The 26,301-nt window shown below is 58.8% G+C and carries 22 protein-coding genes and 1 tRNA gene; 7 read left to right on the top strand and 16 right to left on the bottom strand.

Features of this window, described 5'->3' with window-relative positions; genetic code table 11:
* Positions 1–13: 13 nt before the first annotated feature.
* The gene (locus tag phaeop14_RS00950; RefSeq protein ID WP_040171412.1) at positions 14–1,315 is read right to left on the bottom strand and encodes an extracellular solute-binding protein; all 1,302 of its coding nucleotides are present in this window, start codon (positions 1,313–1,315) and stop codon (positions 14–16) included.
* A 267-nt stretch (positions 1,316–1,582) separates the two neighbouring features.
* Between phaeop14_RS00950 and phaeop14_RS00945 the strand changes: the two genes are divergently transcribed.
* Entirely contained in the window at positions 1,583–2,596 is a 1,014-nt protein-coding gene (locus phaeop14_RS00945) for a LacI family DNA-binding transcriptional regulator (protein WP_040171415.1), read from the top strand.
* Between the two features lie 295 nt (positions 2,597–2,891).
* Here the strand turns inward: phaeop14_RS00945 and phaeop14_RS00940 are convergent.
* The 11 genes from phaeop14_RS00940 to pcaQ all read right to left on the bottom strand — a co-directional run bounded on the left by phaeop14_RS00940 (position 2,892) and on the right by pcaQ (position 15,174).
* A tRNA-Gln gene (locus tag phaeop14_RS00940) sits at positions 2,892–2,966 on the bottom strand.
* Positions 2,967–3,103: 137 nt separating this feature from the next.
* On the bottom strand, positions 3,104–4,093 hold the full coding sequence (locus phaeop14_RS00935; protein WP_040171418.1) for an NADPH:quinone reductase: 990 nt from the start codon (positions 4,091–4,093) through the stop codon (positions 3,104–3,106).
* Positions 4,094–4,248: 155 nt separating this feature from the next.
* Positions 4,249–5,913, bottom strand: a complete 1,665-nt coding sequence (locus tag phaeop14_RS00930) for a tetratricopeptide repeat protein (protein ID WP_096788479.1) — start codon at positions 5,911–5,913, stop codon at positions 4,249–4,251.
* A 406-nt stretch (positions 5,914–6,319) separates the two neighbouring features.
* The gene (locus phaeop14_RS00925; RefSeq protein ID WP_096788478.1) at positions 6,320–7,237 is read right to left on the bottom strand and encodes an MBL fold metallo-hydrolase; all 918 of its coding nucleotides are present in this window, start codon (positions 7,235–7,237) and stop codon (positions 6,320–6,322) included.
* A gap of 154 nt (positions 7,238–7,391) precedes the next feature.
* Complete coding sequence (locus phaeop14_RS00920) at positions 7,392–8,552, bottom strand: ABC transporter substrate-binding protein (protein WP_040171424.1); 1,161 nt, start codon at positions 8,550–8,552, stop codon at positions 7,392–7,394.
* Positions 8,553–8,598: 46 nt separating this feature from the next.
* The gene (locus phaeop14_RS00915) at positions 8,599–10,536 is read right to left on the bottom strand and encodes an AMP-dependent synthetase/ligase (protein WP_096788477.1); all 1,938 of its coding nucleotides are present in this window, start codon (positions 10,534–10,536) and stop codon (positions 8,599–8,601) included.
* A gap of 43 nt (positions 10,537–10,579) precedes the next feature.
* Positions 10,580–11,353 carry an ABC transporter ATP-binding protein gene (locus phaeop14_RS00910; RefSeq protein WP_040171429.1) on the bottom strand — a complete coding sequence of 258 codons (774 nt, stop codon included), beginning with the start codon at positions 11,351–11,353 and terminating at the stop codon, positions 10,580–10,582.
* Positions 11,353–12,120: an ABC transporter ATP-binding protein gene (locus tag phaeop14_RS00905; RefSeq protein WP_040171430.1), complete on the bottom strand. Its 768-nt coding sequence runs from the start codon at positions 12,118–12,120 to the stop codon at positions 11,353–11,355. The genes phaeop14_RS00910 and phaeop14_RS00905 overlap by 1 nt, the downstream gene beginning before the upstream one ends.
* The gene (locus phaeop14_RS00900; RefSeq protein WP_096788476.1) at positions 12,117–13,202 is read right to left on the bottom strand and encodes a branched-chain amino acid ABC transporter permease; all 1,086 of its coding nucleotides are present in this window, start codon (positions 13,200–13,202) and stop codon (positions 12,117–12,119) included. Before phaeop14_RS00900 ends, phaeop14_RS00905 begins: the two co-directional genes overlap by 4 nt.
* Positions 13,203–13,206: 4 nt before the next feature.
* Entirely contained in the window at positions 13,207–14,082 is an 876-nt protein-coding gene (locus phaeop14_RS00895) for a branched-chain amino acid ABC transporter permease (RefSeq protein ID WP_014878973.1), read from the bottom strand.
* Between the two features lie 237 nt (positions 14,083–14,319).
* Positions 14,320–15,174, bottom strand: coding sequence for a pca operon transcription factor PcaQ (gene pcaQ, locus phaeop14_RS00890; protein WP_477646141.1), 855 nt, complete (start codon positions 15,172–15,174; stop codon positions 14,320–14,322).
* A 149-nt stretch (positions 15,175–15,323) separates the two neighbouring features.
* On the opposite strand from pcaQ, the gene pcaC reads away from it, so the two are divergent.
* The 4 genes from pcaC to phaeop14_RS00870 are packed head-to-tail and all read left to right on the top strand — an operon-like array spanning position 15,324 to position 17,953.
* Complete coding sequence (gene pcaC / locus phaeop14_RS00885) at positions 15,324–15,749, top strand: 4-carboxymuconolactone decarboxylase (protein ID WP_096790193.1); 426 nt, start codon at positions 15,324–15,326, stop codon at positions 15,747–15,749.
* Positions 15,736–16,461 (top strand): protocatechuate 3,4-dioxygenase subunit beta, encoded by a 726-nt coding sequence (pcaH, locus tag phaeop14_RS00880; protein WP_096788475.1) that lies wholly within the window; start codon positions 15,736–15,738, stop codon positions 16,459–16,461. Before pcaC ends, pcaH begins: the two co-directional genes overlap by 14 nt.
* A complete protein-coding gene (pcaG, locus tag phaeop14_RS00875) occupies positions 16,461–17,105 on the top strand; it encodes a protocatechuate 3,4-dioxygenase subunit alpha (protein ID WP_096788474.1) in 645 nt (214 codons plus the stop codon). The genes pcaH and pcaG overlap by 1 nt, the downstream gene beginning before the upstream one ends.
* Positions 17,106–17,116: 11 nt before the next feature.
* Positions 17,117–17,953 carry a 3-oxoadipate:acetyl-CoA acetyltransferase gene (locus tag phaeop14_RS00870; protein WP_096788473.1) on the top strand — a complete coding sequence of 279 codons (837 nt, stop codon included), beginning with the start codon at positions 17,117–17,119 and terminating at the stop codon, positions 17,951–17,953.
* A 293-nt stretch (positions 17,954–18,246) separates the two neighbouring features.
* Here phaeop14_RS00870 and cueR read toward each other — a convergent pair whose 3' ends face one another.
* Both cueR and phaeop14_RS00860 read right to left on the bottom strand, forming a co-directional pair.
* Positions 18,247–18,648 carry a Cu(I)-responsive transcriptional regulator gene (cueR, locus tag phaeop14_RS00865; RefSeq protein WP_040171445.1) on the bottom strand — a complete coding sequence of 134 codons (402 nt, stop codon included), beginning with the start codon at positions 18,646–18,648 and terminating at the stop codon, positions 18,247–18,249.
* Positions 18,645–21,161: a heavy metal translocating P-type ATPase gene (locus tag phaeop14_RS00860; protein ID WP_096788472.1), complete on the bottom strand. Its 2,517-nt coding sequence runs from the start codon at positions 21,159–21,161 to the stop codon at positions 18,645–18,647. Before phaeop14_RS00860 ends, cueR begins: the two co-directional genes overlap by 4 nt.
* Positions 21,162–21,491: 330 nt before the next feature.
* On the opposite strand from phaeop14_RS00860, the gene phaeop14_RS00855 reads away from it, so the two are divergent.
* Entirely contained in the window at positions 21,492–22,607 is a 1,116-nt protein-coding gene (locus phaeop14_RS00855; RefSeq protein ID WP_040171450.1) for an S-(hydroxymethyl)glutathione dehydrogenase/class III alcohol dehydrogenase, read from the top strand.
* 178 nt (positions 22,608–22,785) lie between these two features.
* Positions 22,786–23,451 carry a GntR family transcriptional regulator gene (locus phaeop14_RS00850; RefSeq protein WP_096790192.1) on the top strand — a complete coding sequence of 222 codons (666 nt, stop codon included), beginning with the start codon at positions 22,786–22,788 and terminating at the stop codon, positions 23,449–23,451.
* Between the two features lie 7 nt (positions 23,452–23,458).
* Here phaeop14_RS00850 and phaeop14_RS00845 read toward each other — a convergent pair whose 3' ends face one another.
* Together phaeop14_RS00845 and phaeop14_RS00840 are read right to left on the bottom strand one after the other, a co-directional pair.
* The gene (locus phaeop14_RS00845; protein WP_040171456.1) at positions 23,459–24,967 is read right to left on the bottom strand and encodes a SpoVR family protein; all 1,509 of its coding nucleotides are present in this window, start codon (positions 24,965–24,967) and stop codon (positions 23,459–23,461) included.
* Positions 24,954–26,291 (bottom strand): YeaH/YhbH family protein, encoded by a 1,338-nt coding sequence (locus phaeop14_RS00840; protein ID WP_096788471.1) that lies wholly within the window; start codon positions 26,289–26,291, stop codon positions 24,954–24,956. Before phaeop14_RS00840 ends, phaeop14_RS00845 begins: the two co-directional genes overlap by 14 nt.
* Positions 26,292–26,301: the final 10 nt, after the last annotated feature.

Here is a 26,301-nt window from a genome sequence, read left to right as displayed (position 1 = left end):
GGAAGCCCCGCGATTAGCCTTGGGTTTTTGCGAAACGGGCCAGCAGGTTGTTGGCTTCGGCTTCGATGGCGTTGAACGCGTCTTCAACCGATGTTTCACCAGTCAGGATGCGGCCGTATTCACGGTTCATTACATCGCGAATCTGCACGTAGAAGCCCATGCGATAGCCTTTGGTGTTGTCACCACCGGGCAGCGACAGCTGCTGGATACCAACCTCGGCAGCAGGCGCGCGGTCATAATGACCGTCCGCTTTTGCCATTTCATAGGCGGCTTCTGTGATTGGCACATATCCGGTCTCTTTGTGCCAGAAATACTGCACCTCAGAAGAGGTCAGGAAGTCGAAGAACGCAGCGGTTGCCTTGTTTTCTTCGGCATCATGACCAGCCATCGCAAACAGGGACGCGCCGCCGATGAACGTCTGCGTCGGCTCTTTGGTCACACCTTCCCAATAGGGCAGCATGGTAGCGGAGAAATCAAACGGCAGGTCTTTTTTGCTCAGACCACCAAAAGAGCCGGAAGACCCCAGCCACATGGCAACCTTGCCTTCTTCAAACGGCGTCTGGTTGTCCCCCCAGCCCGTGCCGAACCATTCAAAATGGCCCTTTTCCTGCCAGTCAGTCACGGCGGTGAAATGCGCTTTGATCGCGTCATTGTTCACCAGAATCTGAGTGTCGACGCCGTCGTAACCATTGTTGTTGGTTGCAAACGGCAGGTTATGGCGGGAATGGAAGTTCTCGGTGAAGATCCAGGGCAGGTGCGATTGCGACAGGGCGGTATACCCAGCCTCTTTCAGCGCGGGCGCAGTCACGGTCTGGAATTCTTCCCAGGTCTTGGGTGCGGTAACCCCCGCTTTCTCCAGCGCCTGAATGTTATAGTACATAATGGGCGTGGAGGAGTTGAACGGCATGCCGATCATCTTGCCATCGCTGTCGGCGTAGAAATAGCGCACACCAGCGATATAGTCATTGATGTCGAAATCAACGCCATTGTCGGCCAAGAGATCCTGCACCGGAATGGTCGCGCCCTTCGCGCCAATCACGGTAGCGGCGCCGGCGTCAAACACCTGCATCACATTGGGTTGCTCACCCGCGCGGAAGGCGGCGATGCCTGCGGTCAGGGTCTCCTCATAGGTGCCCTTGAAAACCGGGGTGATCTTATACTCATCCTGGCTCGCGTTGAAGTCAGATGCGATCTGGTTGACGGTATCACCCAGCGCACCACCCATGGCGTGCCACCAGGTGATTTCAGTTTCGGCAAATGCAGCATTGGCGGCGAATGCCAGCGTGGCAGCGGTTGTGAACGCAATACGTTTCATCTTCTGTCTCCGGTCCTCCGTCGCCCCCTAAAGAGCGAGCGGTTCCAATTGAACCACGGCGACCGGTTTAGCCCGCCGTGGTATTATGAATTGGCCTCCCCTTAGGCCAGTGAGCTCTGCTGCAGCAGCGCTTGAAGCGCTTTTGTCTCAGGAACGAGTCCGTTGCACCAGATCTGCACACGTGTTCATATAGGGGCGGTATGTAACGGTTATGTCAAGGGTTTCGGTGTTTGAAGAAAAAAACATCCCGCCCGAAAGGGACGACAGATGAAACGACAAGGGCCAGCAGCTGGTAGGCGGCTTTCGCGCGTGACAGCAGCGGATGTCGCTGAAATTGCAGGTGTTTCGCGTTCGGCAGTGTCGCGGGCCTTCACCGAGGGCGCCTATCTTGATCAGGAAAAGCGCGAACGCATCCTGTTGGCCGCCCACGAGTTGGGCTATCAGCCAAACGCACTGGCGGCCACGTTGCAGGGCGCCCGCTCAAATCTGGTTGCGGTCTTTGCGGGTGAGATGCGGAATGAATACGACAAGGAGGCCACCTCGGCCCTGATTGCTGGCCTAAACGCTGCGGGTAAATGGCCAGTGGTGATCGCCGGTAGTGGCGACCATGCCCGCGATGCCGTCACTCAGGTGCTGCGATATCCGCTGGACGCGATGATTCTGCGCAGCGGCAGCCTCGCCACCGAGATTGTCGATCTTTGCAGCAAACTGCATATCCCCGTCATTGCCTCTGGCCGTATTATCGACGCTGAGCGGGTCGACAACATATGTCTGCGCAATCATCAGGCCGCCCTGCTGGCAGCAGATCTGTTTGCGCAACGCGGGCGGCAGCACGTCGCACTTGTGGGCGGGCCGGACGACTTCGGCGCGACCGCTGAGCGTCGGAATGGGCTGCTCGAGGGCCTGGTGAAGCATCGGCTCACCCTTGCTGGAGAAATCAAAGGAAACTACACGACCGAGAGCGGATATTTCGCCACCCAAAGACTGTTGGAACAGGCCGACTTTGATGGGATATTCTGTGCCAATGATGCCATGGCCATCGGCGCACTCGGGGCGCTGAAGGATGCCGGGCGTGCCGTATCACAGGATATCTCGGTCATCGGTTTTGACGATATCGAAATGGCCCGCTGGCCAACCATCCGGCTGACCACATTGCGAAACCCCATTGATGACATGGTCGCTGCGGTGTTGTGCTGTTTGGATCGACGCCTTGACCATCCGCAAGCGCAAGAAGAGACTGTGCTGCTGGATGCGGAACTCATTCTGCGTGACACGCACTAATCTCCACATCCTGTTTCTAAAACAAATCCAATATCTTACCCCGTCTAAGACAGGTCCATCTGACTTCGCTCCCAGACGATGAAAATCGGCTGGTCCGCCCCATAGGCTCAGGCACAGGTCGGCGGCGCCGATCAACACGCGATTTGAGTATCATCGCATCTGCCCAGCAATATGAAGAAGAACACTCACCTAGCAGTCAGAGCCACGATTTACGTGACCACCGCGTCAACGCCCTGAAACGCCCGCACATGCGCCCGGGGAAAACTGCCTAGTTCATCGGATGTTCAGAGAAAAATGGCTGGGGTGGTAGGATTCGAACCTACGATCTTCAGTACCAAAAACTGTTGCCTTACCACTTGGCCACACCCCATCGGTGAGCGGCTGTCTAAAGGCAGATATCGGGAGGCGCAAGGGGGTTTCTGGAAAAAAATGCAGTTTTCGCGCTTCCCTTTGATCGCGTGGATTGGCCTTGGAAATCACCACCTGCGATCTTTGGTTTTTCGTGGCTCACCCAGTCTTTACAAGGATCGCGCCTGCGCGTTTTCCGGCCTCCACGGCCTGATGCGCCTGAGCTGTATCCGCCAGATCGAAAACCGCAGCGACAGGAGGCTGTAGCGCGCCCTGCGCCGCAGCGGCATTGATACGTTCGATGGCATTGCGCCGGGCCTCTGCGGGCAACAGATAGACCAGCGCCATCTCCAGCGTTACGGCTTTGAACATCAAGGGATAGAACGGCAGGCTTGGGGTCATGTCCCGTGCTGATCCATATGCGGTGATGCGTCCGTTGGGGGCGATGACGGCGGTGTCGACCGCACAATTGGCGCCAAATTCGACCTCAACAATGTGATCCACGGGACGGCCCCCGTTTGCCGCCAGGATCTGGTCAGCCAGATCATCCTCAGCGTAACTCAGCACTGCATCAGCTCCGGCACGCTGCACCCGTTCGAAATCCGCGGACGAGCAGGTGGCAACCACCCGCGCGCCGCCCCATTTGGCCAACTGCACCGCCAGCAGACCAACCGTACCGGCGCCACCTTGGATCAGCACCGTTTTGCCACCGACATCGCCGCCAGAAAACACTGTATGAGCCGCTGTAAGTGCAGGAATACCCAAGACTGCCCCCTGTTGTAGGGTCAGCCCTGCGGGCAGAGGAGCAGCCTGATTCGCGGGCAGGGTGATCGAGCTGGCTGCGGTGCCATTTGGACGTTGCCACTGACCATTCCAGATCCAGACCTCCTCACCGATCCGGGCCGGATCAACCCCCTCGCCCACCTCGACGACCACGCCAGATCCGTCGCTATGCGGGACAATCACAGGATAGGGCAGTTCAGAGACGCCAGCACGGGCACCGGCCCTTGCCTTCACATCTGATGGGTTGACGCCGGAATAGGCCAGTTCAACGCGCAGTTCGCCCCGCGCAGGCGCAATATCGGGCAGATCCTCCAATTGCAGCACAGTTTCCGCCGGTCCAAATGCCCGATATGTGATCGCTTTCATGATGTGGCCCCTCTCGCCCTATGCGACCGAGCGCCTGCGTCGGCAAGACCTGGCACCAGTCACCCCCGCAAAAGAACGAAGACGCGGCAGGCTTGCAAGCCCCCGCGTCTGCCTTGTTTTCACCCGGATTAACGATCACCCGGCTTTCATCCTGTTCAGGCAGGAACGCCTGCGGATCTCAGCGCCTTGCTCCAGTCTTTGCCGAAAGGGGCATTGGGGGCGGCATGGTCTTTCTCATAGCGGGCGATATTGAAGCCCGGCTGGACATCCAGCAGGGATTTCACAACATCCCGCGCCTTGGCCGTTTGACCCATGGATTGCAGGGCAATGGCCTTCGTCCGCAACGTTGACGGGAACGTCGGGTTGGCCTGTAGCGACCGATCCGCAAGGCTGACCGCGCGATCATAGTTCTGCGCCCCAAGGTTGGCAGTTGCCGAGAGCGAATCAAAGTAATATCGCTGCGGCCCAAGCGGTGACAGACGACGCGCGGCATCAGTCAGGCGCACGGCATCTTCCGGCTGGTTCTGATAGGCAAGCGTTGTCCCCTTGAGCAGCAGAGCCAGAGCCTCGTTCGGATTGTCCTTCAGCGCAAGGTCATAGGAATCCTGCGCCAGATCGAAGCGGAACATCAGGTGGCTCGCGATCAATCCGCGCACGGTCAAAGCCAGCGAAAAGGACGGATCCTGCGCCAGTGCCGCCGCAATCAGCTGATTGGCCAGATGCGCATCCAATTGTCGGTCGGTCGAGAACCCCTTCTGTACGCGCATCACGTGCCACATGGCCATCCAGGTCAGAGCAACCGGGTGCTGCACCTCACGCTCCAGCAACACCGCGAGAATTTCCTGCGCCTGATTGAACTGCGGCAGCTGCATGTCCTGCATCAGTGCAATCGCAGCCATCAGCAGCGTGTGACTGTCGTGCTTGGACAAGGGGCGAAAGCCGACAAGTCGTACTGACTCCCCCACAACCGTCCATCCGATCTGCGCAGTCACATCCCGCAATGCGGCGCTGCACCCGCTGGTCAGTGTCGACAGGGACTCTGTGAAATCACGGGACCAGATAACCCGCTCACGTTCGGCATCATGCAGATCGACCTGAAGCCGATAGGTCTGTCCGGTGAGATTTACCGTTCCCGAGACCAAATAATTGGCACCCGCCATTGAATAGACTTCACTTGGTCGGATCTGATGCGGGTCAAACTGCCGCGAAGCCAGGTAAGACGTCACGCAAAAGGCGTGACTGCGCGACAGATGGCGCACCAGTTCCTCGGATAGTAAGGCACCGAGCGGCGATTTCGCATCTCCTGGCGCACGATGCACAAAAGGCAGCACCGCTATCGGTGGCAACAGGCTATCAAGCACGGCACGGCTGTAGTCTCTCAGCATTCCGGTTGCAGCCCGGTTCCGCGCATCCGCTCGTGTCAACTCATTGCGCTGCTGTTCCAACCAAACCGCAAATGTCGTCTCATGAGGAAGTTCGAATCCCTCCATGAAATCGCCTTTCCCCGGGTCTGCATCCACTTCAATTTTGGACAAATCTAGCACCACGCGCTCTCGATTTGCAGAGAGCAGAGACGCGCATTCCGTTCCAAGATGTCGTCGAAGTGTCGATAGTGCGGTGCGCAGGCTCGCCTTGGCCTGTTCTGGCTGCGCCAAACTCCAAAGGGTGCGCTCCAGAAACGCCCGCGTTCGTACTCCGCCCTCGGCGGTAGACAAAAGTGCCAACAATGCTTGGTGCTTTGAGCCGAGAAGAATACTCTCTCCATCGGGCAGAAAAACTCCAAACGCGCCGAAATGGCGAATTCTAAGTTTATTTTCCATATCCCAAACCCACTACCTCTAGCAATACAACCGGAACCAAAACCCCCTACCCCGATCAAATTGATTACCCACGCGTTAACCATCTCACAGAGGCAAATGAAAGTCATCAAAAATAATACAACCTAAGGGGTTTCAAGCATTTCCAATAAAAACTGTTGCAGGTAGCACCACCTTCTCAGACATGGAGTTGCGCTACTTCTCACGGGTGCTCCGCTGACTGAGGACTATGTCAGCCAAGAATGGTCTGATTGGGCAGGGCACACCCCTCCTTGTGAGCTGTGTGTGCCAATCTACAACCATCTCAGGCAGTTATTAGGATGCGTTAGCAACGTGGACCGGCTGATATAGCCCCATTCACACCCCGCATATTTATAAAAAATAAATACATGCAAAGGTTGTCTTTATATCATGCACCTTGCACGAACCGGTACCCAGCCCCCGATGCCTCAACATAACCTACGCCGCCAGCTGGCAAATGATAGCCCACCACCATCATCTGTTCCGCAGCCAGTTGTTGTAACAGCATTTGTCGCACCTGTGCTGCGAGGGCAGGGTCCTGATCTGACGCAATCTCCCAACCGGGCTCGGAGAAACTGACATGCGCGTTGGTAACCGCATCCCCCAAAACCATAACCCTGTCTGAGCCACGGGCGATCTCAAACGACATATGGCCAGGCGAATGGCCAAAAGTGGCCCGCGCAGCAACATTGGGAAGGATCTCGGCACCATCGTCAAACAAGGTGATTCGCTCTGCCAATACTTCCATCCGGCGACGCGCACCGACAGCCATGGACGCCCTATCCTCGCCAACCATATCGACAGTCGCCGGGTCGAACCAATAGTCCCACTCCTGTCGCCCCATCAAATGCTTTGCGTTACCAAAAAGCGGATCATCAAAATCGTCCAAAACTCCCCAGAGGTGATCCGGGTGACAATGGGTAAAGACAACATGGGTAACGTCCTCTGGGCTGATGCCAACCGCGGCCAGTGCATCCGGCAATTGCCCTGTCCCATCCTGAAAGGCTGGCCCAGCCCCCGCATCGAAGAGAACAATGCGGTCCGCGTCACGCAGAAGCGTGATATTGATCGCCGGCGTCAGCGGATCGTCAGGCGTCATCCCATGCTCTGCCAGAACCGGGGCAAGCATGGCGGGATCCAGATCACCGTATAGGAACGACGGCGGCAGACGCATCTGACCATCGGACAGGCTGAGAACCTCCGCACCACCAAGCGAGATTCGGGTTTCGGCCCAAACGCGACTCGCTGGCAACAAAGCCATGCCCGCCCCCAGCCCCTGCACAAAACGCCGTCTTGTCACTGTCATGATCTGCCTCCCTCGACACATTCTTATGATATTCAAATATGTGCATGATATGAAGCCCGGTCAGACCTGATATCTCGGATTGTTTTTGCAGAATAAGAAAGAGCCTACAGATCGCGATCTGCAGGCTCTTTGGTTTTCATTGCAAGAATACGGCTTACTTCCGGCTCAACTCTTTCCAGACGCCGTTTTCAACCACCGAAATAACAATGACATCGGCACCGCGATGGTCATCAGGACCATAGGTGATCTGTGTGTCAGTCAGCGCATCAAAGAAATCGAGGCTTTCCATCCCCTTGATAAAGCTCTCATGCGTCAGCTCGGGGCCCGCCGCCTCCAGCGCGTTCACCACGGTATTGGCAGCGCTATATCCAAGCATGGCAAAGCCACCGGCGGGCTGGCCGAACTTGGCCTCATAATCCGCCATAAACTTGGCGGGCACTTCATCATCGGCCCGGGCGATCAGATCGGCCCAGCCTGCCGCCGCATATAACCCGTCTGTCACGCCGCCCGGTACGGCGGCCACCACCTCAAGAAATCCGGCAGAGGTGTTGAGGAATTTCACATCTGTCCAACCCAGTTTCTTGGCCGTGCCAACCACGGTGATCCCCTGCCGCACGCCAAGCGCCATGGTGACGACATCGCACCCTTCCGCCTTCAGCTTGGTGAGGGAGCCAACAAAATCCAACTCATCCGGTTTGTGCGTCGTCTCAGCAGCGAAGCGCAGGCCCAGGTCGGCGGCAATATCCGCACTGCCCTCCTTGATCTCCTTGCCAAAGTCGGACGGGATATACATGGAGCAGACTTCCTTGGCATCGAACTCCTCTGCCAGATAGCTCACCCCGGCCCGCACCTGATCATAGTAGCTGGAAAAGCCGATAAATTTGTTGTCCACCGGGTCCTGCAGCATCTGTCGCGCAGCGGTCAGCGGGCTGATGTTGGGAATGCCCTTCGGGTCGAGCAGTTTAAAACCGGCGATATTCATCGGTGTGCCAAGCGACAACAGCATCGCAAACACCTGATCGCGGTTCAGAAGCTTGTTGTAGCCCTGCATCGCCCGCGGGATCTGGTAGCCATTGTCTTCCACCACGAAACGGAGCTGACGGCCATGGACCCCGCCATTTGCATTGGCTTCCTCGAAACGTAGATTGGCGCCATTTACAGCAGGCACGCCCACCGCGGCAAAGATCCCGCTTAGGTCATTGACTGACCCCAACACGATTTCGCTGTCGCTGACGCCCTGAGTGTCCGCCATCGCCTGCGGCGCAAGCCCCGCTGCCAGAGCTACCCCGACAAGCTTCGCTGTCCATGTCTTCATCTGCGCTTACTCCCTTGTGTCCCCCGGCGCGGATGCGCCCGTTATGTCAGTACATCTGGTCAATCAGGTGCTTGTGCTTTTTCTCCACCAGCCCGCGTTTCAGCTTCATCGTTGCGGTCAGCTCGTCATCCTCAGCCGTCAGCAGGACATTGATCAGGCGAAAATCCTTGATCTGTTCGACGCGCGCAAAATCCCTGTTCACCGCATCGACCTCCCCCCGGATCAGATCAACCACCTGTTCCGCCGCACAGAGCGAGGCAAAATCACTAAACGGGATTTTTCGATCCTGGGCAAATTTCTCGACGTTCTCCTGATCAATCATAATCAGGCAGGTCAGGAATTTACGCCGATCACCAATCACCACTGCATCGGAAATATAGTGGCTGAATTTTAGTCGGCTCTCGATTTCCGCCGGGGTGATATTCTTCCCACCAGCAGTGATGATAATGTCCTTGATCCGCCCGGTGATGGTTAAGAAACCTGCATCATCCAGCTGTCCGACGTCTCCTGTGCGCAACCAGCCGTCCTCAGTATAGGTTTCAGCGGTTTTTTCAGGCTTGTTCCAGTAGCCCTGGAAATTGTTCAGCCCCCAAAGCTGAATTTCGCCATCCGGCGCGATGCGGATCTCGACGCCTGGCACTGCCTGACCAACAGTGCCTGGACGATGCGACAAAACCCGATTGGCTGCGGTTAGCCCGGCGTTTTCGGTCATCCCGTAACCTTCGATCAGAGGCACCCCGATCGACCAGTACCAGCGCAGCAACTCAGGTGAGATCGGGGCCGCCCCCGTACCGCCCCGGCGCAACCGGTCCAGCCCCAGCATCCGCCGCAGATTCCGCAGGACCAGCAGATCCCAGATACGGTAGCGCAGCGCGATGCCGCTCGGGACGGGTTTCGCGGCCAGCACATAGTTGGCCCGCGCCGCGCCCGCCGCCACCGCCCGGTTAAAGGCCCAGCGACCCAGCCAGGTTGCCTCCTGCGCCAGCACCAGAACGCGGGAATAGACTTTCTCCCAGACACGCGGCACCGCAAAGAAGGTTGCAGGCGAGACTTCCTGAATATTGTCAAAGACCGTCTCCGGGCTTTCGGCGAAGTTGACCGTACTGCCCGCCGCCATCGGCAGATAGACCGAGACGTTGCGCTCAAGAATATGGCACAGCGGCAGGAAACACAGCTGTTCATCCGTGGCATAACACTCCAGCGACCGCGCACCTGACTCCATCGTGGCCAGAATATTCTCATGGCTCAGCATGGCGCCCTTAGGCAGACCCGTGGTGCCCGAGGTATAGATCAGCAGCGCAGTATCATCCGGTCGAGATCGCGCCACCGCATCCTCAAACGCCGTTGGATTGGCGATTTTATAGGCTGCCCCCTGATCATAGAGCTGATCGAGAAACAGACATTTTTCATGCCGGAGATCATGCAGCCCGTCGCGGTCCAGAATGATCACCCAGCGCAGGTGCGGAACCTCCGCCTCAATCTCCAGAAACTTGTCCAGCTGTTCGTCATTCTCCACCACCAGAAACCGGCTGCCGCTGTCGTTGACCAGATAGACCAGCTGCTGCGCTGAATCCGTGGTGTAGACCCCCGAGGCAATTGCCCCGGCGCCCTGAATACCCATATCGAGGTAGAGCCATTCCTTGCGATCTTCGCTGAGGATTGAGACAACTTCGCCGCGCTCCAACCCAAGCGCCATCAGGCCGAGGCCGATCTTCTCAGCGTGGTCCCAATAATCTTGCCAGGAATAGGCCTTCCAGATGCCCATGTCCTTCTCTCGGTGCGCGGTGCGGGGACCAAGCGTGCGGCAGCGCAGTGCAAAGAGCTTCGCCACCGTATCGCAGCGATCCACCATGACCGGCCGTTGTCCGGGCGTTGCGTTGTAGCTGGCACCGTTCAGCACGACCTGAGGCAACGGGGCCGTTGCCCCATCCTGCTCTGCTCTGCGATCTGCCGCCACCACTGTCTGTGTCACCGTCATTCCCATCCGCGCTTGAACCCATGTTTTTGCGCCTGTTCAGGCCTCTTGGTCAGCGCCATGTCTTCTTGCGCTTCCAGCGTTTTTCACTGCGTTGGCCCGCCTCCTGATGGCCCAGATAGAAGGATTTGATATCCTCGCTCTCCATCAGCCGGTCGGCGCTGCCGTCCATGACAATGCGCCCGATTTCCATGACATAACCGACATGAGCCAGTTCAAGCGCGATACGCGCGTTCTGTTCCACCAACATCATGGTCACCCCCTCATCACGGTTCAGCCGTTTGAGGATGCCAAAAATCTCCTGCACCAGTAGCGGCGACAACCCCAGGCTTGGCTCATCCAGAAGCATGATCCGCGGGCGCAGCATCAGGCCGCGGCCAATCGCCAGCATCTGCTGCTGACCGCCGGACAACGTCCCGGCCTCCTGGTGGCGCCGTTCCGCCAGAATGGGAAAATAGTCAAACACCATCTGGCGATCACGCTCGATCTCCGCTTGATCCCGGCGGGTGTAGGCGCCCAGTGTCAGGTTTTCCTCAACAGTCAACAGGGGGAAAACCTCCCGTCCCTCCGGCACATGCACGATGCCGCGCCGGACAATGCGGTGTGGCTCCTCGCCTTGGATCTCTTCACCATCAAAGCTGACACTGCCCTTTTCAGGATCCATGATCCCAGAAATTGTCTTTAGCAGCGTCGATTTCCCGGCCCCATTTGCACCCAGAACAGTGACGATCTGACCAGCCTCCACCGACAGGGAGACACCGCGAATGGCCATGATGGGGCCGTAGAAACTCTCCAGATTGCGGATGTCCAACAAGGCTGCCCCCATCACACCGCCCCCGCGCCCAAATAGGCCTCAATCACCGCAGGATTGGCCTGAACCTCAGCCGGGGTTCCTTCCGCCAATTTGGCGCCATCCGCCAGCGCCAGCACCCGGTCCGATACGCTGGAGACCAGCCCCATATCGTGCTCCACCATAAGAACGGTGATCCCCATCTGCTTGCGAATATCATCAATCCACCAGCGCATGTCCTGAGTTTCTTCAACCGACAGGCCGGAGGCGGGCTCATCCAAGAGCAAAAGCCGTGGGCCGGACGCCAGCGCGCGGCCCAGTTCAACCACCTTGCGCACCCCATAGGGCAACCCGGCGATCATCTTGTCGCGGTAGGCCTGCAGGTCGAGGAAGTCGATCACCTCTTCCACCGCGGCCCGGTGGCGGCGCTCTTCGCGCCGAACGCGCGGAGAAAAGAACAGCTCCTCCATCAGCGTGCTACGCCGGTGGCGATGCCGCCCGACCAGCAGGTTCTGCAACACGGTCGCATGGTCGAACAGCTCGATATTCTGGAACGTGCGCGCAATGCCCAAGTCGGCCACCGCATCGGCTTTGGACTGCAGCAAGTCCTGCCCGTCAAAACTCAGACGGCCCGAATGCGGTTGGTAAAACCGGGAAATCAGGTTGAAAACCGTCGACTTGCCAGCCCCGTTAGGACCAACGATGGCATAGACCTCCCCCTCCTCCACCGAGAAACTGAGATCGTTCACCGCCACCACGCCGCCAAATTTCAGCGTCGCATGTTCAATCTCCAACAGGCTCATCTGAGGCGCTCCGTCTTGAGATAGGATTTCTGGCGGCGGAACATGTCTTTGCGGGCAAAGGGGAACAGCTCAAACCAGATACGGATCTTCAGCCAGCGCCCATAGAGGCCCATTGGTTCAAACAGGATGAACAGGATTAGGATCATCCCGAAGACGCCGGTTTCCAGCCCCGGAATGGCAACACCACTGCCCAGCACGCTGTCCTTCAGGATCGACAGCCCCTGCGGCAGGAACGCAACCACCACCGCGCCAAAGAACGCGCCATGGATGGACCCAAGCCCCCCGATGACGATCATCATCAACAAGGTGATGGAGATCACCAGGGAAAATGTTTCATTGTTGAAAGCGCCAGCGTAGTAGCCCATCAACGCCCCGGCCCAACCGGTGATCATGCAGCTCAGCCCGAAAGCGGTCGCCTTGGTGCGGGCGATATGAACCCCCATCGCGGTGGCGCTGACCTCACTGTCGCGCACTGCGGCAAAGGCCCGGCCAAGCGGTGAGCGCAGCAGGTTTCGATAAAACAACGTACAGATTACCGTGACACCGAGCACAAGATAGTAGAACCGGACCGGCATCGTCCAACGCTCGATCTCAATACCGAACAGGCGGATCACATCAGGGAACTTACCCGAGACACCACCGGTCCAGGGTTCCAGCAAAACGATGATATCATCGGCAAGGATCGACAGGGCAATCGTCGCAATAGCAAGGTAGATCCCGTGCAGACGCAGCGCCGGAATGGCGATGATGCCCCCGACGATCCCGGTAATCACCCCAGCCAGCGGAAACGCCACAACAAAAGGCAGCCCTTGTTCAATCAGGATGGTATTGGCATAGCAGCCAATTGCCAGAAACGCGGCGTGGCCAAGGCTGGCCTGACCGGTCTGCCCGGTTAGCAACATCAGTCCCAGACCTGCTATTGCCCAGATCAGAACATTTGTGACTTCGCCAATGTAGAACTCATTGATCAGCAGCGGCAGCACCAGTGCCAATGCGATCAATGCGCCATAAACGATGAGGCTGTGACGGTCGGGAAACAGGCGGATATCGTGGTCGTAGCTGGTTTTGAACTGGATCCGCATGACTTCAGACCTTCTTCGTGCGGACTTGGCTGAACAGGCCGTGTGGGCGGAACACCAGCACCGCGAGCAACAGCACGTAGGGGGCAATCTGTGAATACCCAGCCGCGAGGTATCGCGCGGCAAAGGGTTCAATGACACCCACGATCAACCCGCCTGCCAAGGCACCAGGCAGCGAGCCGAAACCGCCGATGACCGCTGCCGCAAAGGCCTTGATCCCCAGCAGCCCTGCATTCGGATCAATCGCCCCTTTGGAGGCAAAGAGAATGCCCGCAACCGCCGCAGTTGCCCCAGAAAGCCCCCAGATCAGCCCCTGCACCCGCTTGACAGGAATGCCCATGAAATACGCCGCCATCTGGTTCTGACTGGCCGCCTGCATCGCTAGCCCCAGCTTGGTGCGCTGAAAGAACTGATAGAGCGACCAAGTCAGCAGCACGGTCACAATGATGATCGCCAGATCCGCCAAGCCCAGAACAACCCCTGCAAGTTGCACATCACCGAGGGCAAGCGGGCTCTCTAGCGTTTGCGGTTCATGCCCCCAGATGGCACCCGCGAAAAACCGAATGACAAAGCCGAGCGCGATGGTCAGGATGACCACCGCCGTCTGGTTCTGACCGAAGAGATGGCGCAGGATCACCAGATCCAGCAGATACCCGAGCCCGGCCATGATCGCGATCGACAAGGGCGCGGCCAGCCAGAACGGCAGATGCAGATATTCGGCGTTGGTCAGCCCCAGCGTGACAAAGGCGCCGAGCATCATGAAATCGCCCTGCGCGAAATTGACCGCTTCGGTCGCCTTGTAGATCAGCACAAAGCCAAGCGCGATCAGGCCGTAAACACAGCCATTCGCAAGCCCGCTGACCAGCAGCTGCACTCCGTCCAAGATGTCCTCCCCTGCCCGTTCAGGGCGGCTTTCGCGTATTTTTGCACGATGCAGGCCTCCTCAAGCCTGCTCGTTACCGCGATTAAACCCAGAGTAGAGAGATACATTTTCACCTGTCAATCCACGCGACCCTGCGTCAGAGCCAGAAAAACAGGCTATCAGATTCGCAGAAAGCACCTAACATTCGCATCGGATCAACCGCCTACAGCATCACCAAAATAGGTCGTATCGTCGCTGTCAGCTGCAGACGTTTTTCAGTGCAGCGCAGAATCTCGCGGCGGCTGGGGACAGGCGATGTTCACTGCGCAGGCACAGCCCCACTGGCCCACGGGTGCTGTCCGTATCCAAGGGCAGTGCCACCAGAACACCGCTGGCAAGATCGGACCTCACAACGCCGTGGCTGATCACCCAGATGGCCTGATGGGCCAACGCGAATTGGCGACCAAACGTCGACGACACCGTCTCGATGGGCGCATCGGGCATCGGGATGCCCTGCTCCAGGAACATCCGCTCAACTGAGGAACGTATGATCGACGCAGGCGGCGGCATCAGCACCGGGTATTTGCCGAACAGGGCATCCGGCAAATGCGCAGCATCCAACCTTGTCAGTGGATGGTCCGGCGCCACAACCACCGTGACCCGCTCGCGAAACAGCGGATCGAAATCCAAGCCAACCATGTTTTCAGGCGCAGGCAAACGCCCCACCACGACGTCCAGCTCTCCGCGTCGCAACAGATCAAGGAGATATTGATTGTCACCTGACATCACCGAAAACCGGTTGCGCCCGCCTTGCTCCCAGATACTGGCCAGCGCGTCTGGCACCACGGTGGCCGATACCGTTGGCAAAGCCCCAATAGTGACTTTCGATCCTTCCGCCGCATCCAGCCCGCGCAGCAGATCAACACCATCACGCGTCAGTGCCAAGCTGCGTCCGGCGTAGTCCCGAAACATTTCACCATAGGCAGACAGACGAATACCGCGTCCATGCTTCTCCACCAGCGGCTTCTCGCAGACCGCTTCCAGCTCACGCAGAGCGCGCGTCACCGCCGGTTGGGTCATACCCAATCGCTCCGCTGCCTGGGTGACGCTCATCTTTCGCGCAACCTCGACAAAGACCTCCAGATGGCGGAGTTTCAACTGAGACGAAAGACGCATATCATTTTCGACATAAAACTATCCATATTGCAGGATTATACAGACCAATTACGATATGAGATAACACATAGCGAATGGAGGAGCAGATGCGCAAGCCACAGTATGACGCAGGTCAGAACATTCGCCGAGAGGTCTTGGGAGCCGCCCATGTCACCAACGCAGATGCGGCCACAACCCCGTTGGACGCGCCGTTTCAGCAGCTGATTACCGAAGCCGCGTGGGGCACGGTCTGGGCTTCAGATCAGATCAGCCGCCGCGAGCGGTCTATGCTGACGCTCGCGCTCTTGGCAGCACTCGGCAATTTTGACGAGATCCCGATGCACATACGCGCGACCGCAAACACAGGGGCAACCCCCGAAGATATTGCGGAAGTTTTTCAGCATGTCGCCATTTATGCCGGGGTGCCACGCGCCAATCATGCGTTGAAGCTCGCCAAGACAACCTATGCCGAGATGGCCGCCGAAAAAGAGGCCACAGACGATCATGCAGGAGACAGCCATGACGCCCCCTGATTACTTCTCCCGCGACCGCCGCTGGCACCCGCCCGCTTTTACACCGGACTACAAAACATCGGTTAGCCGGTCACCGCGATTGCCCCTGCTCAGTCTGGAGAACACGGCGAGCGAAATCACCGGCCCGACCTTTGCGCCAACTGACATCGCAGAATGCGATAACGATCTTCTGACCAATTTCGCGCGTGATGGCGGCAGTCCGGTCGGCGAGCGGATCCTGCTGCATGGCCGGGTCCTGGACGAAAACGCACGACCTGTCCCCAACACGTTGGTCGAAATCTGGCAGGCCAATGCCTCTGGCCGGTACCGGCACAAGAAAGACGGCTATTTGGGCGCATTAGACCCGAATTTCGGAGGCTGCGGTCGGGTGCTGACAGATGACAATGGCGCCTATGCCTTTCGCACGGTGAAACCAGGAGCCTATCCCTGGCGCAACGGTATCAACGACTGGCGTCCGGCGCATATTCACGTTTCGGTCTTCGGCAGCGCCTTTGCCCAGCGCCTGATCACCCAGCTTTACTTCGAAGGCGACCCGCTGATTGCCCGCTGCCCCATTGTCAGCACCATCCCGGATCCAGTCGCCGTACAGCAGTTGATCGCGCGGCTCGATATGAATGAAACCCGCCCACTGGATCTGATCGCTTATCGGTTCGACATCGTTCTGCGCGGACGTCGGTCGACGATGTTCGAGAACCGAATGGAGGGGAACTGATGACGTCGCTGAAGGAAACACCCTCACAAACTGCAGGGCCTTATGTCCATATCGGTCTGGCTCCCGGCGCTGCCGGGTTTGACATCTACGAGACCGAGCTGGGGCAGGATATCGCGGGGCCAGAGGCCAAGGGCCAGCGCATCCGCATCGAAGGCCAGGTTCTGGATGGCACTGGCGCCCCGCTGAAAGATGTGTTGCTCGAGGTCTGGCAGGCCAACGCCAAGGGGATATATGCGCACCGGGAGACGCCCCAACCGGAAGGGAAGCCGCAACAGGTCGAGGCCGGGTTCCGGGGCTGGGGGCGCGTGATTTCAGATTTTGATACCGGCGACTGGCAGTTTGAAACCGTGAAGCCCGGTCCGGTTCACGGCCGCGGCGGCCAAATGATGGCGCCCCATATCAACCTCTGGATTGTGGCGCGCGGCATCAACGTTGGCCTGAATACCCGGCTCTACTTCGAGGAAGAGCATGAAGCTAACGGTAACGACCCTGTGTTGAAGCTGATTGAGCAGACCGCTCGACGCAGCACTCTCCTCGCTCGGAGGCAGGGGCAAGCAGACACGGACACCGCCGAAACACCTTTGGTCTATCGCTTCGACATTCATCTACAGGGACCGGATGAAACCGTGTTCTTTGATATCTGAGGAGGCTGATCATGAACAATCCTTGCATCATCTGCGTCGCCATTACCGGCTCTGTTCCGCGCAAAGCTCATAATCCGGCCGTACCAATCAGCATTGAAGAGCAGATCGAAAGCACCCATGAAGCCTATGAAGCCGGTGCCAGCATCGCACATTGCCATGTCCGGCTTGAGGATGAGACGCCGACCTCGGATCCCGACCGCTTCGCCCGGCTCATGGGCGGGATCCGTCATCACTGCCCTGATATGATCATCCAGCTGTCGACTGGCGGGCGGTCAGGGGCCGGGCGCGAACGCGGCGGCATGTTGTCGCTGCGACCCGACATGGCCTCGCTCTCTGTCGGCTCCAACAACTTCCCGACCCGCGTCTATGAGAACCCACCGGATCTGGTGGACTGGCTGGCGGAGCAGATGCTGGCGTATGACGTCAAACCGGAGATTGAGGCCTTTGACCTCTCGCACATTCATCAGGCAGTGGCGATGTCACGGGACGGTCGACTGAAGGCCCCGCTCTATGTGCAGTTCGTACTGGGTGTCAAAAACGCGATGCCGGTGGATCGCGACGTCTTCGACTATTACGTGAAGACCATGCAGCGGCTTGTTCCGGACGCGCAGTGGTGCGCCGCTGGGATTGGTGCCGGTCAGCTGGACGTCAACGAATGGGCCATCGCAGCGGGTGGTCACACACGCACCGGGCTGGAGGACAATCTGCGGCTGGACCGCCATACGCTTGCGCCCTCCAACGCCGCATTGGTGCGCCGCGCCGCAGATCTATGTGATCGCTACAACCGCCCTGTGGCAACATGCGCCGAAGCCCGTGCCATTTTAGGTCTGCGCGCTGCCAACTGCTGAAACCCTTCGCGCACAACCTCTTGGGCCTAGGTTGTCGCGAGCCCTCCGCCCGCCCCTCTTTCGGCTGTTTTATGCTGAGAATTGCGGACGCCGCGTCAGGCGGCTCTCGCCTCTTGTTTGCGCGGATAGCGCACCTTATCTCGGTGATGCGCGCGACGCATTCGCAGCAAGAGCCGCTCCTCCCTCGGCTGCTGTTGCCCCACTGCCTGACCCTCCCGAGTTGCATAGGGCCTCGAATGCGCCGCGCGTCACCTCACATCACAAACATCGGCTGATCTGATTGAACTGCCCGATTATTCACCCGTTTCAGGTGGCTGCGACAGATCACGCAGAATGGGGCAGTCAGGCCGATTGTCACCTGCGCAACAGGTCACCAGCTCCGACAGAGTATCCCGCATCGCTTCAAGATCGGCGATCTTGATATTGATCTTATCGAGATGCTCCTGCGCCAATTGTTTCACGTCGGCACTGGCCCGACTCTCATCCTCATAAAGCGCAAGCAGCGTCCGGCAATCTTCGATGGTAAAGCCAAGCGCGCGGGCGCGGCCCAGAAACGCCAGCTTGTGCAGGTCGGTCTCCGCAAAGCAACGATAGCCATTATCACTGCGCCGCGGTTTAATCAGACCAATGTCTTCGTAATAGCGAATGGTCTTGGCCGGCAGGCCAGAGCGGCTGGCCACATCACCAATGTTCATGGTCGCACCTCTTTCATCTGCTGCGCGGGTGTTGGATCCGCCGGTGTCTCTGACTGACCTATGTCCGACCGCAGCCCACGCAAGCGCAGCGCATTGCTGAGCACAAACACACTGGACAGCGCCATCGCACCAGCCGCCAATCCAGGCGACAAAAGCGGCCCGCCGAAGGGCACAAGGACTCCCGCAGCCACAGGCACCAGAAGTATATTGTAACCAAAGGCCCACCCCAAATTCTGCCGGATATTGCGCAACGTCGCCCGGCTGATCTTAATGGCGTTGACCGCCCCGCGCAGGTCGCCAGAGACCAGGACGATATCAGCTGTCTCAATGGCCACATCGGTGCCAGTGCCGATTGCAATCCCGACGTCTGCCGCCGCGAGAGCCGGGGCATCATTGATCCCGTCACCAACGAAGGCAAGGGCCCCATGTTGCTTCTGCAGCGCCTCCAATGCGCTCACCTTATCACCGGGCAAACAGTTCGCTTCAACGATCTCAATCCCCAGATCATCAGCGATAGCCTGCGCCGTGGCCGCCCCATCGCCGGTCAGCATCGCAACCTTCAGCCCCTGCGCGGCCATGGCCTTTACAGCGGCACGGCTGCCCTCTTTGACGGGATCGGTTACGGCCACCAACCCGGCCAGGCGCCCATCAACTGCCGCATATAGCGTGGTTGCACCGCGCGCGGCGAGACTCTCAGCCTCCGCCTCAAATGGCGCACAGGAAACACCCTCACGCGTCATCAGTCGTGCAGCCCCGATAAGAACCAGCTGGCCCGCTACAGTGGCACGCAAACCATATCCTGGGATGGCCTCGACCTCTGTCGCCTGCGGGATATCCGCCCCCGCTGCCGCCGTTATGGCCCGTGCGATCGGATGTTCCGACTGGGCCTCTGCCGCCGCCAGCAGTGGCAGCAGCCCGGCCCTGTCAAACCCGTCGGCACAGCGCAGCATGGTCAGTGTCGGGCGGCCTTCCGTCAGGGTGCCCGTCTTATCCAAAGCAACCACGCGCGTATCCTGCAACCGTTGCAGAGCGTCTCCCTTGCGAAACAGCACGCCCATCTGTGCCGCACGCCCAATCCCAACCATGATTGACGTTGGCGTCGCCAGCCCCATTGCACAGGGGCAGGCGATGATCAGCACAGACACCCCCGCAACCAGCGCCAAGGGCAGGGCCGGGTCCGGGCCAAACAGCAGCCAGACAGCGACCGTCAGCGCCGCAATCACGATCACCGCCGGGACAAACCACAGTGTCACACGATCCACCAGCGCCTGCACCGGCAGTTTGGCGCCCTGCGCCTGCTCCACCATGCGCACGATCTGCGCCAGCAGCGTATCGGCGCCGACATGGGTGGCGCGATAGTCCAAAACCGCAGCCCCATTGATGGTGCCTGCCGTTAGCACATCGCCATCAGCTTTCTCCAAGGGAATCGGTTCTCCGGTGATCATGCTCTCATCAACAAAGGAGCGTCCGGTCAAAACCGTGCCATCTACGGCGATCCGCTCACCCGGTCGCGCCCGCAGATGATCGCCAACGCGCAGCTCCGAGACCGGACGCTCCTCCGCCTTGGTGCCCGTAACAACCAACGCGACCTTGGGCTGCAGCCCGACCAGAGCACGGATCGCAGCGCCGGTGCGCCCCTTGGCGCGGGCCTCCAGCCAGCGCCCCAACAGGATCAGGGTGACGATTACCGCTGCCGCCTCGTAGTAGACATTGGCGGTTCCCGCAGGCAGCAGGTCCGGGGCAAAGGTTGCCACCACCGAATACCCGTAGGCCGCCGCGGTCCCGATCGCCACCAGCGCATTCATATCCGGCGCAGCGCGCAGCAGCGCAGGCACCCCCTGGCGGTAGAACCGCAGACCGGGACCAAACAACACCAGTGTTGTCAGCAGGAATTGCAGAATATGGCTGTTTCCGGTGCCGATGGTGCGCGCAACCCAATGGTGCAGCGCAGGGATCATATGGCCACCCATCTCAATCACAAAGACAGGTAGCGTCAGGGCCGCGGCGATAAGGAATTCCCAGCCAAGACGCTGAATTTCAGCTTCCTTTTCAACCTTCAGGCTATCGGCGTCGCTTTGCGTGTTCCCGATTGGGGTCGCGGGATAACCTGCGTGCTTGCTGGCCTTCAGCAGATCCTCGGCGGTCAGCACCCCGGCCAGATAGGTCACATGGGCCTGCTCCTGTGCAAGGTTCACGTCTGCCGAAACCACCCCGTCGACCTGTTGCAGAGCGCGTTCGACGCGACCAACGCAGCTTGCGCAGGTGAGACCACTGATCTGCAACTCAATCGTCGCCTCTGCCGCCGGGTATCCGACCGTTTTCAAGGCTCCGCGCAGACCCTCCGCCGATACCTCGGACGAACCAACAACGCGCGCCTTGCTGGTTGCCAGATTGACGGACGCCTCCTTCACCCCTGGCACCGCAGCCAACGCCCGCTCTGCCCGGCCAACACAGCCCGCACAGCTCAGGCCGGTCACCTCAATAGTCCGCTCCCTGACATGTGATTTTTCCATGGCTGACACCTTCCAGACATTGTCATTAAGATCGTAACTTCGCTGATATGGGGCTTCCAGTCACAGGAAGGTCAAGAGCCTATCCGTGTGAAATTAAATCCTTTCAACATCGAAGCCACCCTGAGCGCGAACTGGCTCCGGGATGACGGGAACGGAAGCCCCGCTGTCGTATTTTTTCAGGGCGCAATCGATCAGCATCGTTAGACTGGCGACAGCAAGAAATGCACATCCCGCGACGGCGGGTGGTTTACGCCCCCCCAACGGGTCTGCCAATATGCGGCTCAGCGCAATTGGCGCCTGCCGTCACAGACAGAACAAAGGAATTTCACCATGATACGCACTCGCGCCGCTGTGGCCGTTGCCCCGGGCAAACCGCTGGAGATTATGGAGGTGAACCTCGAAGGCCCGAAAAAGGGCGAGGTGCTGGTCGAAATCAAAGCAACTGGTCTTTGCCACACGGATGAGTTCACCCGCTCTGGTGATGATCCCGAGGGGATCTTTCCGGCAATTCTGGGCCATGAGGGTGCAGGCGTCGTGGTCGAAGTGGGCGAAGGCGTGACCAGCCTGGAAGTGGGCGACCATGTGATCCCGCTTTACACGCCGGAATGCCGCGAATGCGAATACTGCCTCAACCCCAAGACCAACCTGTGTCAGGCGATCCGCTCAACGCAAGGGCAAGGCCTGCTGCCCGACGGCTCCACACGGTTCTCAATGCTGGATGGCACGCCGATCTACCACTACATGGGGTGCTCCACCTTCGCCAACCACACGGTGGTGCCCGAAATCGCCTTGGCCAAAATCCGCAAAGACGCCCCTTTCGACAAGGTCTGCTACATCGGTTGCGGTGTCACCACGGGTATCGGCGCGGTGATCAACACCGCCAAGGTAGAGATCGGCTCACGCGCGATTGTCTTTGGTCTCGGCGGGATTGGCCTCAACGTGATTCAGGGCCTGCGCTTGGCCGGTGCGGATCAGATCGTCGGTGTGGACCTCAACCCCGGCAAGGTCGAGATGGCCACGCAGTTTGGCATGACCGATTTTGTGAACCCGGCTGAGGTTGACGGCGATTTGGTCGCTCATCTCGTGGAGCTGACCAAAGGTGGCGCAGATTACACCTTCGATGCCACGGGCAATGTACAGGTGATGCGGACCGCGCTTGAAGCTGCGCATAAAGGCTGGGGTGAGAGCATCATTATCGGCGTTGCACCGGCAGGTGCCGAAATCTCCACCCGTCCGTTCCAGCTGGTCACAGGCCGCAGCTGGCGCGGCACCGCCTTCGGCGGCGCGGCCGGGCGGACGGATGTGCCCAAGATTGTAGACTGGTATATGGACGGCAAGATCGAAATCGATCCGATGATTACCCACAAGCTGTCTCTTGATGAAATCAACCACGGGTTCGACCTGATGCATGAAGGCAAATCGATCCGCGCCGTCGTCGAATTCTGATCCTGCATCGCAAATAAGACACGACAGACAAAACCATGACGCAGGCCACCCGGCCTGCGTTTTCATTTGGGCTGCGCATCCGTCGAATCCGGATTCAGACACGCCCACAGGGCTGGCGGCAAGGTTCAACCACAGGCATAATCAACCTCACATGCTCCGCTTTGGCCGAGGAACCGGATTGAAACTGCACGCTATCGATATCTCCAAGAGTGAGTCTGCGGCGACGATCATTTTTCGTGCCCTGCAGAAGGCAATCATCACCGGCGAGCTCTCTGACGGCACCCCCCTGCGACAGGATGAAATCGCCAAGGCCTTTCGCACCTCGCGCTTTCCCGTACGCGAGGCCATCGCCCGTTTGGAACAACAGGGGTTGGTCACCTCACAGCGCTACAAAGGAGCGGTGGTCGCGACCCTGTCGATGCAGGATGCCTCCGAGATTTTTGATCTGCGCGCAAAACTTGAGGCCGATATTATCCGCGCCGCGGTTGCCAACATGACGCAAGAGATCACAGATCAGGCCCATGCGCATCTGGATGCCTTTGCGGCCTGCAATGATCCGATGCAATGGGGACCGCTGAACCGGCAATTCCACGGCACGCTCTATGGCGTCAGCGGCCTGCCCTACCATGTCGAAGTCGTTGAGGGCGCGATGGATCGTATCGACCGCTATCTGCGGGCGCAGTTGATCATGAGTGACGGCATGGCCCGCAGCGACCAGGAACATCGCGCTATTCTCCGCGCCTGCGAAGCGCGCGATGCTGAACAGGCCGCCCGGCTCACGGCAGAACATATACTGGCGGCCAAAACCTCACTTGAGGAGCAATTGCGGGCTCAGATCCCCTGATCCAGCCTCATTCCCCTGCATCGACTGCCGCAAGACTGACATCGTATCCCCATAGCCTGCGCAGGTGCTTCAGCACCTCGTCGCGGTCCTCCTCCGACAGGTGGATTCCGTCCCGAACGGTATGGGTCAGCTTCAGCTCGCGATCGCCCTTCAGGTCGGCGTCGGTGACCTGAATATCAGGCTCTAAATAGGCCAGATCGTAAGAATGGGCGAGATCCCGGCGCACGGAGCGATAGCCGGTTCGGTTGTGAATCTGGCTCACCACCAGATGTGATTGATCCGCATCATCCGCGAGGGTGAACAGCTTGAACTTGCGAATGAGATGCGGCGACAGGAACTGCTGGATGAAGCTTTCATCCCGGTAGTTGGCCCAGGCGTCCCGCATCACCCGGCGCCAATCCGGATCACCTGCAAAATCAGGGAACCACTCCCGGTCCTCATCGGTCGGCGCCTCGCAGATCCGCCGGATATCCTGCATCATCGCAAAGCCGAGCGCATAGGGATTGATGCCCGAGTAACGCGGGTCGTCATACTCGGGCTGGAGCACTACATTGGTGTGGCTGTGCATCATTTCCATATAGGAGCCTTCGGTCAGGCGCCCCTGCTCGAACAGCTTGTTGATGATGTAATAATGCACAAAGGTCGCGCACCCCTCATTCATGACCTTGGTCTGCTTCTGCGGATAAAGATACTGCGCCAGCATCCGCACAATGCGCAGGATCTCGCATTGCCAAGGCTCCAGCACCGGACTGTGCTTTTCCAGAAAATACAGCAGGTTCTCCTGCGGCAGATTCATCAGCTTGCGGCGGGCACTGTAGGGTTCATCCTTGATCTGTTCCAGCTTGTCCCGGCCCAACGTCGCATCGGTCCAGATGTCCAATACGCTCTGCGCGCTCTCATGACCCTCGCGCACCTTCTGCATCGCGGCCAATTCTTCGGTAGTTGGTTTGGGCGGGCGCCCGTAGCGAAACACCCCCTGCGACTGCAATGCATGGGCCGCATCAAGGATTTCCTCAACCGCGCTGAGGCCATAGCGTTCCTCGCAGGCCGAGATGTAATTCTTGGCGAAGGCCAGGTAATCATGGATACCAGCCGCATCGGTCCATTGCTGGAACAGATAGTTGTTCTTGAAGAAATGATTATGCCCAAAGGCCGCATGCGCCATGACCAGCGTCTGCATGGCCATGGTGTTCTCTTCCATATTGTAGCTGATACAGGGGTTTGAGTTGATGACAATCTCGTAGGCCAGCCCCTGTCGCCCGGTCCGGTAAAGCGCCTCATCACGGGCAAAATGCTTCCCAAACGACCAGTGCTGATACATCAGGGGCAGGCCGACGCAGGAATAGGCATCCAGCATCTGTTCGGCCGAGATGATCTCGATCTGGTTTGGATAGACGTCCAGCCCCAGATCATTGAGCGCGATTTCCTCAATCGCATCGCGCGCGACTTCCAACAACTCAAAGGTCCATTCCGGCCCTGTGAACATCGGTTTCGCGACAGTGTCACCCGCCTGCATTCTGCGCCCCTTTTGCCTTGGGAAGGAAAAACTCCCGGAAAATCGGATAGATATGCGATGGCTGCGACACGCGCTGCATTTCAAAATGCGGAGCCTGTGCCTTCACCTGCCGATAGTTCTGCCACAAATCCTCGCCCGCCTCGGGATTGTTCAACAGCATCTCTGCGTTTTCATCGACGATTTCGACGTAAGCGTAGTACTGACAAACCGGCAGCAGATCCTCCAGTAGCAGCGCCTTGCAGCGCGCCGAGTCATTGCCGAAGTTTTCCCCGTCAGACGCCTGCGCGCCATAGATGTTCCATTCATCCGGCGGATACCGTTCAGCGACGATCTCCTTCATTTTTTCCAGCGCGGTCGAGACAATGGTGCCACCAGTTTCGCGCGCATAGAAAAACGTCTCTTCATCGACCTCCTGCGCGTGATGGGTATGGCGCACGAACACCAGTTCGGTGTGTTCATAGCTGCGCGTCAGAAACAGATGCAGCAGCAGGAAGAAGCGTTTCGCCAGATCCTTCTCCCGCTCCTGCATGGAACCCGACACATCCATAAGGCAGAAGACGACCGCGCGCGAATTGCGGATTTTCTCTGGCACATGCGTATCATACCGCAGATCCAGCGGGTCAATGTAGCCCACTACCCGACGTTTGCGCTCCAACACCTCCAGCCGATGGCGCAAATCCTCGAGATGGATCTGCTGTTTTTCGCTACGCTCCGACAGCGACTCCAGCTCTTCAATCTCGGCCTGTAGCTCGGCAATAGATCTGGCGGAGGGCCGCTGCAACGCGATCCGGCGCCCCAAGGAATTGCGCATGGTCCGCACAAGGTTGAGGTTATTCGGCGTGCCCGCCGTGGTCAGCCCGGCGCGGCGTGTTCCGATAGTTTCTGTCTCTACAGTGGCCTTTTCGACCAGATCCGGCAGCTCCAGCCCATCGAACAGAATTTCAAGATATTCGTCCCGCGTCAGGGTGAAGGAGAATTCATCCGCGCCATCACCATCCTCGGAGGCCTGTTTGCCGCCCTCACCCGCACCGCCCTGGGGTCGTTTCAGCGTATCGCCAACCACGAATTCCTTGTTGCCCGGCAGCACATGGCGCCGCCGCCCCCCCTTGGGGGAATGGTGAAACCGGGGTTCCTTCAGCCCGCGGGAGGGGATGGTGACCTTCTCGCCCTCGGCCGGGATGCCACCACCATCCTTGATCGACTTATCTCGGACCGATCTGTCGACACGTTCCTTGATACTTTCGCGGGCACGTTCAAGGAACCGTTGCCGGTTCCCCAAACTCTTGCCCTTGGGATTGGCGCGCCTGTCGATAAAATGATGCATCTGGCACCCA

Source organism: Phaeobacter piscinae (genome assembly GCF_002407245.1).
GTDB classification, from domain to species: Bacteria; Pseudomonadota; Alphaproteobacteria; order Rhodobacterales; family Rhodobacteraceae; genus Phaeobacter; species Phaeobacter piscinae.
This window is presented reverse-complemented; position numbering and strand designations above follow the sequence as displayed.

Coding starts and splice junctions, on each gene's coding strand:
- phaeop14_RS00845 (WP_040171456.1), bottom strand. CDS start 24,967: ATGCAGGCGGGTGACACTGTCGCGAAACCGATGTTCACAGGGCCGGAA.
- phaeop14_RS00915 (WP_096788477.1), bottom strand. CDS start 10,536: ATGGGAATGACGGTGACACAGACAGTGGTGGCGGCAGATCGCAGAGCA.
- phaeop14_RS00905 (WP_040171430.1), bottom strand. CDS start 12,120: ATGAGCCTGTTGGAGATTGAACATGCGACGCTGAAATTTGGCGGCGTG.
- pcaH (WP_096788475.1), top strand. CDS start 15,736: ATGACGCCCCCTGATTACTTCTCCCGCGACCGCCGCTGGCACCCGCCC.
- cueR (WP_040171445.1), bottom strand. CDS start 18,648: ATGAACATTGGTGATGTGGCCAGCCGCTCTGGCCTGCCGGCCAAGACC.
- phaeop14_RS00900 (WP_096788476.1), bottom strand. CDS start 13,202: ATGCGGATCCAGTTCAAAACCAGCTACGACCACGATATCCGCCTGTTT.
- phaeop14_RS00930 (WP_096788479.1), bottom strand. CDS start 5,913: ATGGAAAATAAACTTAGAATTCGCCATTTCGGCGCGTTTGGAGTTTTT.
- pcaQ (WP_477646141.1), bottom strand. CDS start 15,174: ATGAGCGTCACCCAGGCAGCGGAGCGATTGGGTATGACCCAACCGGCG.
- phaeop14_RS00870 (WP_096788473.1), top strand. CDS start 17,117: ATGAACAATCCTTGCATCATCTGCGTCGCCATTACCGGCTCTGTTCCG.
- pcaG (WP_096788474.1), top strand. CDS start 16,461: ATGACGTCGCTGAAGGAAACACCCTCACAAACTGCAGGGCCTTATGTC.
- phaeop14_RS00855 (WP_040171450.1), top strand. CDS start 21,492: ATGATACGCACTCGCGCCGCTGTGGCCGTTGCCCCGGGCAAACCGCTG.
- phaeop14_RS00925 (WP_096788478.1), bottom strand. CDS start 7,237: ATGACAGTGACAAGACGGCGTTTTGTGCAGGGGCTGGGGGCGGGCATG.
- phaeop14_RS00910 (WP_040171429.1), bottom strand. CDS start 11,353: ATGGGGGCAGCCTTGTTGGACATCCGCAATCTGGAGAGTTTCTACGGC.
- phaeop14_RS00860 (WP_096788472.1), bottom strand. CDS start 21,161: ATGGAAAAATCACATGTCAGGGAGCGGACTATTGAGGTGACCGGCCTG.
- pcaC (WP_096790193.1), top strand. CDS start 15,324: ATGCGCAAGCCACAGTATGACGCAGGTCAGAACATTCGCCGAGAGGTC.
- phaeop14_RS00920 (WP_040171424.1), bottom strand. CDS start 8,552: ATGAAGACATGGACAGCGAAGCTTGTCGGGGTAGCTCTGGCAGCGGGG.
- phaeop14_RS00945 (WP_040171415.1), top strand. CDS start 1,583: ATGAAACGACAAGGGCCAGCAGCTGGTAGGCGGCTTTCGCGCGTGACA.
- phaeop14_RS00935 (WP_040171418.1), bottom strand. CDS start 4,093: ATGAAAGCGATCACATATCGGGCATTTGGACCGGCGGAAACTGTGCTG.
- phaeop14_RS00840 (WP_096788471.1), bottom strand. CDS start 26,291: ATGCATCATTTTATCGACAGGCGCGCCAATCCCAAGGGCAAGAGTTTG.
- phaeop14_RS00950 (WP_040171412.1), bottom strand. CDS start 1,315: ATGAAACGTATTGCGTTCACAACCGCTGCCACGCTGGCATTCGCCGCC.